We start from the raw sequence: 9467 nt of genomic DNA, 5'->3' as shown, positions 1-9467 counted from the left end.
TATCCGTATCCACTTCCAAGGCCGGGATGAGGAGCATATCGTAACGGCTCGCCGCCGATGTCCACGCCCTCCCAGAAGCTCGCCGTACCCAGGAGCACCATGCGCGGGTTGGCCTTGAAGGCGGCCAGCAGGTGCTTCGGGGAGCCGTCCATTCCCTGGCTCAGCACCGGAATGCCCTGCTGCTCCAATCGACCCTGCAGGATGTTGCGGGCGCTCCGCATAGCCGCGTGGGACGTGAACAGGGCGAGCGTGTAGCCCCCCGTGGCGCTGCAGACGTCCGCCAGCGTTTCCGCGAGGGCTTGCGCGTAGCCGGGCTGCGCCGGCTCAGGCATGTCCGTGGGCACGTACACCAGCGCGGCGCGCTTGAAGTCGAAGGGCGATCCCAGGAGCAGCTCGTCGGCGTCGGGCAAACTGAGACGCTCCTTGATGTAGCCGAATGTCTTCTGCGTGCTCAGCGTGGCGCTGGTCAGCACCACCGTCTCCTTGCCGGCGAAGAGCTTCTCCTGCAGCAGCTTGCCCACGTGCAGCGGCGCCGCGCGAAGGGCCACCCCGCCATCTCGGCCCTCCTGGACCAGCCAGTAAACGGTCTCCTGGTCGGGATTCACCAGGGCCACCTTCAGCCGCTCCCTCGCATCGAAGATGCCCTGGCGCACGGTGTCCGCGTCCAGCCGCAGCGCGTCGCCTCCCGGCAGCGCCTCATCAGACACATTCTCCATCGCCGCGCACAGCTCCGCCAGCCGCTTCTCCACCTCCGTCAGCGTCAAGTCCACGTCCTCCCACTGGCCCTCAATGCGCGACCAGTCCAGCTCGCCGCGGGCGGACGACGTGAGCCGCAGCGTGCGGTCGTAGCCACCGCTCCCCTCGGCGTGATGCTCCACGAACGCGCCCAGCGCATTGAACAGGCCCGGCATGCGGCTTCGGACGCTCTCCACCGCCTGCCGCAGACCGGCGGCGCGACCCTCAATGCCGGAGCGCATCTGGGCCGACATGTGGCCCGCCCGCATCGCCATCGCCAGGCGGTCCGCCACCCCGCCGTCGTCGGCGGCGCGGCCCACCAGATCGGCCAGGTCCTGCTCCGACACCCGGAACCCAAGAGCCTCCGTCGCCACGCCCTCCAGATGATGCGCCTCGTCAATCACCAGGTGGCGATACTTCGGCAGCAGGCCGCCGCCACGCGCCGCGTCCGCGAGGAGCAGCGCGTGGTTCACCACGATCACGTGCGCGCCCTCCGCCCGCTTCCGCGCCGCCTGCACAAAGCACAGGCCCTTGCGCGCCAGCGTGCACCGGCCCGCAGCCAGGTCGTCGCCCTGCGCGGAGACCGCCGGCCACGCCTGGGACTCCGCCGGCGCCAGGAACAGTTCGCCCCTATCGCCGCTCTCCGTCTCCTGGAGCCACACCAGCGCCTTGGCCACCAGCCGCGCCTGCCCCGGCGTCATGGCCGGACTCCGCCGCAGCCCCGCCCAGCGCTCCAGGCACAGGTAGTTACCGCGGCCCTTGAGAGACAGAAAGCGAAAGCCGGATGTGTCCACTCCCGCCTGGCCCAGGCCCTTCAGCACGGCGGGGATGTCCTTGTCCACCAACTGGGCCTGAAGATTAATCGTGTTGGTGGAGACCACCACGGGGACGCCGTTCTTCAGCGCGTACATGATGGCGGGCAGCAGGTATGCCACGGACTTGCCCGTTCCCGTGCCCGCCTCGACAAGAAGCTGGCCGCCGTCGTTGAACGCACGGACGACCTTTTCCAGCATCTGGACCTGCTCGTTCCGGTGCTCAAAGACGGGAAAGGCGTGGGCGAACGCGCCATCCGAGGTCAGGTGGGCGGCCAGCGCCTCAGCCTCCAGCGGCTGCCGCGACGCGGCGGCGCTCAGGTCCTCCTCGGATTCAAGCCGGCCCGCCAGCGCGCGGACGTCGAAGCCCTCCGGCCCCACGCCGCTGAACAACTCCGTCCGCGTCTTCCAACGCTCCATCGCCCTGAACAGGCTTTCCAGCGGCCAGCCCGCCCTTTGGGCCAGGCGGGCCACCTCTCCCAGGATGCCCACGTCCAGCAACAGCGCGCGCGAGACCAGCGAGAGGAAGACCTCCATCGTGGCCTGCGCGTCGGACAGGGCGCGGTGCGGACGGTCGTGGACGGCATCCAGACGCCGCGACAGGGCGACCAGCGAGTATTCCGGCAGGCGAGGCATGACAAGCGCGGCCAGGTCGAGGGTGTCGTACGCGGGGCCGGAGGGCCGCAGCCCCTTCCGCGCGAGGAACGCCAGGTCAAAACTGACGTTGTGCCCCACAACGGGCGCCATCCCGATGAACGCCTGCAGATTCGACGCCACTGCGTCGAAGTTCGGGGCGGCGTCCACATCCTCCTGCCGTATGCCCGTCAGCACGCGCACGCCCGTGGGGATGGCGCGACGAGGGTTGACCAGGGTGCTGAGGGTGGCGGCCTCCCGCCCTCCCTGGTAGCGGACAGCGCCGACCTCAATGATCTCATCCCGCTCTGACGAGAGGCCGGTGGTCTCCAGGTCCAGGGCGACGTAGGTATCGCCCAGGGAACCGCCCTGAGGGGAGAGCAATGTGGTCACAGAAGGGGTCTTACGCGAGAGCCTTGTGGCCGTCCGTGGTCAGAGGCCGCAGCTTCCCCTGCAACAGACCTTGCGCGGGCGTGTAGCGGCCCGCGCGCAGCTCCTCGACGAGCTCCGCGACGCAGCGGACATTGCGCTCGAAGGACGTCACAAAGCAGCCAAGCCCGTGCGTGGAATGAGCGTCGCTGCCGCCCGTGCCTCTCTTGCCCAGCGCGTCCGCCACCTCACGCGCAAGGTCGTTCTCCCGCAGCGTGTTCGCGCCGTTCCCTACTTCAACGTCGTCCACGAGCTGAAAGACCGGGTGCTCCGCGGCCTGCCGGGCGGTCATCGTCTGGCCGTCGGCGTCGGGGAAGAGGAAGTTCCGTCCCGCCGTCCTGTCGAACATGCGACGGAAGGGGTGCGTAACCACCATGAACCCGCCCGACGCATCCACGATGCGCCGGAGGTCCCTTGCCTTGGACATGCCCGGCGTGTAACCGTCCGCGCCAAAGACGGCGATGTGCCCCATATCCGTATCCACTTCCAAGGCCGGGATGAGGAGCATATCGTAACGGCTCGCCAGCCGCTCGAAGTCGTGCCTGTCCCAGCCTCCCCCATGCTCCGTGAGGCATACGCCGTCCAGTCCAATCCGCTTGGCCTCTCGGACCATCTCCTCCGGTGACAAAGAGCTGTCCGCGCTCTTCAATGTATGGACGTGCAGGTCAATAAGCATGGCCCCAACGCCGTTGCAATGCTTTACGCTCTCGTATCCTATTGTACCCGCGTTCAGAGGAGCATATCTCCCACCTTACGTCGCCGCGCTACAAAGCCTCGGCGGGGGAACACGTCCCCCGCCGAGGCGATCCAAACACAGTCTCTCGCCGGGTTCCGACTACTTGTCCAGCCACATCTGCTGGAATATGTTCCCGTTGTTCACGTAGTCGTTCACACCCAGAACATAGCCGCGCACCTGCGGAGCGACCGCGATGAACGTGTACGGCCACACCATGGGTATCTGAATGACCTGCTCACGCAGCGCGTACTCCTCCGTCTCGGCGATGATCTTCTTTCGCGCGTTCTCGTCAACGGCGCTGAGCTGCGCCTTGTTGAGGTCAATGATGCGCTGGTCGCTGTCATTGCCGGAGAAGTTCAGGCTGCCGCCGGGGCTCAGATAGTTGGCGACGAGCCATCCCGGGTCGGGTGTGCTGTACGCGGGCGTGTATACCATCGCCTGGTGAATACCCTTGCGGCCCGCATCGAAGAAGATGCCGTCCTCCTGCACCTTGACCTGGGCGCGGATGCCGACCTTCTGCAACTGGTCGGTCATGAATGTCGCGCCTATGCGCGTGATCCGGTTGGTGCGGGACAGGAGGTCCAGGTCAAAGCCGTTGGGATAGCCGGCATCCGCCATGAGCTTCTTCGCCGCCGCGATATCCTGGTCCTTTTGCGGACGGAATCCCGGCCAAGTCTTGATCTGGTCGAGCGGGACGCCCCATCCCGCGTAGAACAGGATAGTGCCTATCTGGCCTTCGCCTTCCGCGATTACCTTGACAGCCGCGTCCCGGTCCAATGCCAGGCTGACGGCCTGGCGCACACGCGGATCGCTGAAGGGCGGGCGCCGTACGTTCATGAACAACGTCGGCGCGAGTGGCGTCTGAGAGGGATAGAACTTCATTGTGGGAACGCTGCCCCTGACCAGGTCCCTGTCTCCGGGGGAAAGAGGCGTAAACCCGCGCGCGGTCAGGTGAACCTGGCCGGAGCGGAGCGCCGCCACACGTGTCGCGGAGTCGGGGACTATGCGGATGCTAATCCTGTCCAGATAAGGCATCCCCTTGATGTAAAAGTCGGAGAACTTCACCAACTCCGCGCCGACGGACGGGGTGTAGGACTCCATCTTAAAGGGGCCGGTCCCCATGATGTCGGTCTTCATGTCGCCCTTGGCCTGGACGAGCTTCTTCGAATAGATGACGCTGGAGTCCACAGTCAGCGCCGCCAGCGTGGGGGCCAGGGGGAACTTCAGGCGCAGCTCGACTGTGCTGTCATCTATCTTCTGAATCTTGTCCAGAGCCGGCAACAGCAACGGCTTCGCCTTGCTGTTGACGCCAGCCGGAGGGTCAATGATTCGCTGCAGGTCGAACAGAATGTCATCCGCCGTCATAGGGTCGCCGTTGTGGAACTTGACGCCCTGCCGGACTTTGAACGTGTACACCTTTCCGTCGGACGAGACGGACCAGCTCTCCGCCATATCGCCGACGATCTTGTCGCCCGTCCGCGGGTCGAACTGCACCAGGCGTTCGTACGCAGGCCCCGTGATAGTGTAGGTGGTGACGCCGACTTCCTGCTGGGCGTCCAGCGTCGCGGTGTTGTCCGACGCCATGAGGATCAGCCGTCCGCCGGGTTTAGGCTGGTCACTCGGAGCCGCCCTGGTTGGGACGGGGGTCGGCTGCGCGCTGGGCGGGGCTGGAGTCGGCGGTAATGACGGTATGGTGGCCGTCGGGCGCGGCGCCGTCGTGGGCGCCGAAGGCGCGACGGGCGCGACGGGCGCGGCGGGTGCGGCCGGTGCGGGCGCGGCAGTGGGGGCGCACGCCGCGAACACCATCACGGCAACAGCCACCACGGATAGGAATACGCCAATGGAACGTCTCGTGGTCATCTGAAACCTCCTGGTCTGACCTTGACTCTTCAGATTGTAAGGGATATGCCCTAGAGTACCGGCCAGAGGTCATCCTGTCAATGGCGACTGCCTGCCGTGCTCTCGTGGACCAGAGCACTTCCTGTTATTGCGCCAAGTAGGGCAGGAGCCAGCCGAACGTCCCCGCGAACAGCGCGCCGAGCACGATGCTCGACCACGTCCATCGCCGCGTGACGGCGATCACGACCAGGGGTAAGACGGGCGCAGCCAGGCACATGAGCAGGGTGAAGAATACGTTGGGGCTGAGAAGTCCGGGGCCGGGGACATGCCTGAACACCCAGCCATACGCCAGGCCCAGGAACGCCCCCACGATGGCCCACACCGCCGCGACGGTGGCGGTGGCGGCAAGCGTCAACAGGGTGAGGGAAACGCCCGCCTGCACTCTCCGACGCAGGGTGGGAGCCCCCAGGACCACCTCTGACACCAGTATGGTCATGGGCGCCAGGGAAAGCACCCCCATCACCATCCCCGCAAGGGCTCCCGCGAGGACATCCGCCACGCATCCCTCCGTCCAGCGGCGTTTGTCGCCGTGCCTGTTATGTCGCGCCCCGCTGCTCCAGGCACGGCTCCAACCGGTCCATCGTGCGGCAGACCTCGGCTACGAGGCCAGCCGCGCGGAGGCGCCCCTGAATACGCCGCGCCTCGGCCTCGTCCGGCTCCAGCGCGAACAACGCCGGCCCCGCGCCCGACAGGTGAACGGAGTACGCCCCCGCGTCCATGAACGCGCGCCAGGCGTCGCCGACGCCCGGGAACGTGTTAAAGGCGTGACGCCAGAAAGCGTTATACAGCCGCGGCATCTCCCCTGTCGCCCCGGCGCGCAGCCACTGCGTCAGAAGGGCTGTCGCCTGGCCCGTGCTCCGGTCTTCCGCCGTCAGCCGGGCATACAGCGTGGCCGTCTTGCCCTCCATAGTCGCCGCCGGAACGGCGACCACCACCCAGTGAGGCGGCAACGCAGGCAGAGGTGTAAGCCGCTCGCCGCGACCTTCGCCCAGGGCCGTCCCTCCATATAAGAAGAAGGGCACGTCCGAGCCGAGGCGCTCCGCCAGCGACGCCAGCCGTTCCACCGGCCAGCCCAGGCCCCACAAACAGTCGAGCGCGCGCAGGGCCGCCACCGCGTCCGCCGAGCCACCGCCCAGGCCCGCCGCCACCGGAATACGCTTGTGCAGAGTCAGGTGCGCCCCGGCCCTTACGCCCGCCGCCTGTCGCAGCAGATGCGCCGCGCGGAGAGCCAGGTTGTCCGACCCCTCCAACTCCTTGCGATCGCAGGTTAGCGTCAGGTCGTCCGAGGCCTCCGCGGCCAGCGTATCCCGCAGGTCAATAGCTTGAAGCACGGTGCGCACCTCGTGGTAGCCGTCCGGGCGACGCCCCAGCACCTCCAGGGTCAGGTTGATCTTGGCGCAGGCGGCGCAGACAACCCTCCGGCATGGCGCTGGCCCGTTCACTCGCGTACCCAAGGCTACGGCGTTGCGTTCGGCGCCGGCTGGTCGCCCTGATGGCGCCGCACCACGTCTGTCAGGCGCGCCCACTCCTCGACCAGCAGCATCTGCGGTCGGCGCGTGGGGTCCAGCCCCGCCTCCACAAGCCAGCGGCCCGCCAGGCCCACGTCCACGCGCAGTCCGTTCGCCAGCGCGTTCCGTATCTGCTTGCGGCGACTGCTGAACCCGGCCCGGACGATGCGGAAGAACGCCTCCGTGTCACGGACTCCCGCGGCAGGCTTGACGTACACGTCAATCCGCAGGATGGCGGAGTCCACCTTGGGCGGCGGACGGAACGCCTCCGCGGGCACGTACCCCATAATCCGAGGGCTCCCGTAGAGCTGCACGCTCACCCCTATCACGCTCATCTCCCCCGGACCGGCGACCACGCTCTGCGCGACCTCTTTCTGCACAAGCAGGACCAGACGGGACGGTCGGCGCGCGGCCTCCAAGAAGAAGCGCAGAATAGCGCCCGTGATGTAGTACGGAATGTTGGCCACCACCTTGTAGGGCGGCGGCGGCCCGCCCGATGGCGGCGGCGGCCCGCCCGATGGCGACAGCAGCGCGACCACGTCCGTGCCGAGGATGTCGCCCTGGACAATCGTCACGTTGCCCAGAGCCGCCATCTCTCGCTCCAGCTCGCGGCATAGCGCTGCGTCCAGCTCTACGGCGATGACGCGCCGCACGCGCGCGGCCAGGGCGCGGGTCAGGACGCCGCGGCCAGGGCCGACCTCAATGACAATGTCGTCAGGGCCAAGCTCTGCCGCATCCACGATGCGGGCCAGCGCTCCGTGGTCCGTCAGAAAGTGCTGCGCCAAGCCTTTCCGGGGGCGCGCCGTCCGCCGGACAGAGGCCGCGCGCACCTGGCCCGGCGAGCGCCTAGACATGGAGCTTGAGTACACGCATGGCATTCTCCCGCGGTATCTTGGGACGGACGCTCTCCCTGATGGGCGGCGACTCGAACTCCCGCGGCCCGACCGCTGGCCGCGGGCCGGGGAAATCAGAGCCGAAAATGACTCCGTCCTGGAGCGACGTGTTGGCATACTGAAGGATAAAAATGGCCGTGCACCCCTCGTCGTCCCGGCCCACCCGCGCGCCCGCACCGCCCGGCTCAGACCAGGAGTTCCTGCGGCGCTCAGAGGTAACTATTTACCGTTGCTTCCTTCCGGATCTGGCGGGGTTCATAGCTCTCTGCCGCGCAGGGCCCGGCCCTCAACGCCACGCAGTGCAGGTGGAGGCTAGTAGACCGGCCCTCTGAGGGGAATTCAACCCCGCTGTAGCGGATTGCGGGTACAGGGCACCGCTATCTCCCCGCCTAGCACGGCCAGACTTATGCTAAGACACCTACGATTTCTTGTCAATGCGCGCCGCCCTCCGCTACAATAGCCCTGTTGCCCGCGCGCAGCCCATTTTTCCGCAAGGAGCGTCCCATGACTGCTGTCCGTAAGGCCGTCGTCACCGCCGCGGGCTGGGGCACCCGCTTCCTCCCGGCCACCAAGGCCCAACCCAAAGAGACGCTGCCCATCGTGGACAAGCCCATGATCCAGTACGTCGTCGAAGAGGCGGTGGCCGCGGGCATCACGCAGATCATCGTGGTCACGGCGGCGGGCAAGCGCGCCATTGAGGACCACTTTGACCGCTCGTTCGAGCTTGAGAGCGCCCTTGCCCAGCAGAAGAGCACCCGCCTTTTGGAAGAGGTGCGCCGCATCTCCGACCTGGCGGACTTCTACTACATCCGCCAGAAAGAGCAGTTGGGCCTTGGCCACGCCGTGCTCACCGCCCGCGGACTGGTGGGCCACGAGCCTTTCGCCGTCCTTCTTCCGGACGACATCATTGACAGCCAGGAGCCGGCGCTCAAGCAGATGCTCCGCGTCTTCGAGCGCGTCGGCGGAAGCGTCGTCGGCGTGGAGCGCGTGCCCACGGACCAAATTCCCTCGTACGGCATCGTGGAGCCCAAACCCCTGGAGCCACGCCTGTCGCAAATCCTTCGCCTGATCGAGAAGCCATCTATAGAGGAAGCCCCGTCCAATATCGGAATCGTTGGGCGGTATATCCTGACGCCGGAGATTTTCGAGTGTCTGGAGCAGGTGCCGCCGGGCAAGAAGGGCGAAATCCAGCTTACCGACGCCCTCCAGATGCTCCTCAAGCGGCAGTCCGTCTACGCCTATGAGTTCGAGGGCACTCGGTATGACGCGGGCACGCCCCTTGGACTTATCAAGGCGTCGGTGGAGTTCGCCCTCAAACGCGCGGACATCGGGCCTGCCCTCCGGCAGTACCTCCGGGACCTGCCTCTGGACGCGCCCACCGCCACAAAGGGCAAGGCAAAGGCGGCCCCACGTCGGCGGCGGTAGAGCTACGGCGCCAGCAGTCCGACGGGCCGCAGATTCGGATTCCACTCCCGCTCCATCGGCAACGCTGGGATGAGCCGCCTCTTGGCCAGTTCTCTGACGTGGGGCTGACCTAAAGATGGGAGCAGGTCACGAGTCCTCTGACTTTGCGCTCAACCTCTGATACTTTTGGCTCTTTATGCAATTCATCACGATTGTATTGCTACAGCAGGACTTTCAGTTCAGGAATGTCAAAGGCCTATTGCTTATGTTCAGCATATTGCTCCTTGATAGAAAGTATCTCGTCCTGGATGGCGAAGAAAGCATCCACCACATCCGGATCAAAGTGGCTCCCCCTCCCTTCCCTAATGATGGCTAGTGACTTCTCAACAGAGAATGGTTCCTTATAGCGTCGATTGGA

The 9467-nt window shown here is 66.3% G+C and carries 7 protein-coding genes and 1 other RNA gene; 1 reads left to right on the top strand and 7 read right to left on the bottom strand.

Features of this window, described 5'->3' with window-relative positions; all coding sequences use genetic code 11:
- From Q7T26_02755 to ffs, 7 genes are all read right to left on the bottom strand, one after another.
- Positions 1–2573: exonuclease domain-containing protein (locus tag Q7T26_02755; GenBank protein MDO8531076.1), on the bottom strand; the 2573-nt coding region annotated here is incomplete at its 3' end.
- A 10-nt stretch (positions 2574–2583) separates the two neighbouring features.
- Complete coding sequence (locus tag Q7T26_02750) at positions 2584–3285, bottom strand: PHP domain-containing protein (GenBank protein ID MDO8531075.1); 702 nt, start codon at positions 3283–3285, stop codon at positions 2584–2586.
- A gap of 159 nt (positions 3286–3444) precedes the next feature.
- Positions 3445–5205, bottom strand: a complete 1761-nt coding sequence (locus Q7T26_02745) for an ABC transporter substrate-binding protein (GenBank protein MDO8531074.1) — start codon at positions 5203–5205, stop codon at positions 3445–3447.
- Positions 5206–5329: 124 nt separating this feature from the next.
- The gene (locus Q7T26_02740) at positions 5330–5743 is read right to left on the bottom strand and encodes a hypothetical protein (GenBank protein ID MDO8531073.1); all 414 of its coding nucleotides are present in this window, start codon (positions 5741–5743) and stop codon (positions 5330–5332) included.
- Positions 5744–5780: 37 nt separating this feature from the next.
- Positions 5781–6698 carry a 4-(cytidine 5'-diphospho)-2-C-methyl-D-erythritol kinase gene (gene ispE / locus Q7T26_02735; protein ID MDO8531072.1) on the bottom strand — a complete coding sequence of 306 codons (918 nt, stop codon included), beginning with the start codon at positions 6696–6698 and terminating at the stop codon, positions 5781–5783.
- 2 nt (positions 6699–6700) lie between these two features.
- Positions 6701–7606, bottom strand: coding sequence for a 16S rRNA (adenine(1518)-N(6)/adenine(1519)-N(6))-dimethyltransferase RsmA (gene rsmA / locus Q7T26_02730; GenBank protein ID MDO8531071.1), 906 nt, complete (start codon positions 7604–7606; stop codon positions 6701–6703).
- A gap of 174 nt (positions 7607–7780) precedes the next feature.
- Positions 7781–8043: signal recognition particle sRNA large type (gene ffs / locus Q7T26_02725), an RNA gene on the bottom strand.
- Positions 8044–8149: 106 nt separating this feature from the next.
- Between ffs and galU the strand changes: the two genes are divergently transcribed.
- Complete coding sequence (galU, locus tag Q7T26_02720; protein MDO8531070.1) at positions 8150–9070, top strand: UTP--glucose-1-phosphate uridylyltransferase GalU; 921 nt, start codon at positions 8150–8152, stop codon at positions 9068–9070.
- The last annotated feature ends 397 nt before the right edge of the window (positions 9071–9467 follow it).

The sequence above is a fragment of the Dehalococcoidia bacterium genome, from assembly GCA_030648205.1.
Lineage (GTDB): Bacteria > Chloroflexota > Dehalococcoidia > JAUSIH01 > JAUSIH01 > JAUSIH01.
This window is presented reverse-complemented; position numbering and strand designations above follow the sequence as displayed.